This window comes from Thermanaerothrix sp., from assembly GCA_026417795.1.
Classification (GTDB): Bacteria; Synergistota; Synergistia; order Synergistales; family Synergistaceae; genus Thermanaerovibrio.
Map to the genome: position 1 here is coordinate 1 of JAOACP010000131.1, position 692 is coordinate 692.

At 39.9% G+C, this 692-nt stretch carries 1 protein-coding gene; it reads left to right on the forward strand.

Features of this window, described 5'->3' with window-relative positions; genetic code table 11:
• Nucleotides 1-692, forward strand: a 692-nt coding sequence (locus N2315_09590) for a methyl-accepting chemotaxis protein (protein ID MCX7829423.1), incomplete at both ends; no start/stop codon positions are given.

Here is a 692-nt window from a genome sequence, read left to right on the forward strand (position 1 = left end):
CCATAAGGGATATTAACGAATCAATTCGAAGTATATTTGAAGAGACAAAGGTGGTTATAAGCAGTGCTGATTCTGCACTGCAAAAAGCCATACAGGGTGAAGAGAAAATCAAGGAAGTAATAGATAAGACTGAAATGGTTCATACAATGATAAATCAGTTGAATGAAACTACAGACGGACTTTATAATTATTCACTTAAAATCGGAAAAATCGTAAGCTTTATTAACGGAATATCCGAACAGACCAACCTTTTGGCGCTGAATGCCGCCATAGAGGCTGCAAGGGCAGGGGAGGCGGGAAAAGGCTTTGCTGTTGTTGCAGACGAGGTTAAAAAGCTGGCAGATCAGTCAAAACAGTCATCCTCGGAAATCACTATAATTATTGATGAGATTCAAAAACAGATTGAAAACATGAGAATCGGAATGAAAAAGAGTGTTGAGGGCATAGCAATGAGCACAGCCATTGCAGATGAGGAAGGAAAGGCCTTCAGAGAGATAATTGTTGCAAACGAGACTGTTAATGAACAGATTCATTCTATAAACAAAAGGCTGGACAATGCAAAAAACAGTATGAGCAGGATAAACGATTCCAGTAATAATATCGCAGCAATAACAAATGAACTTGCAAGCTCATCGACACAAGCACTTGCAGCCCTTGAGGAGCAGCTGGCCTCGAATGAGGAAATAAACAAC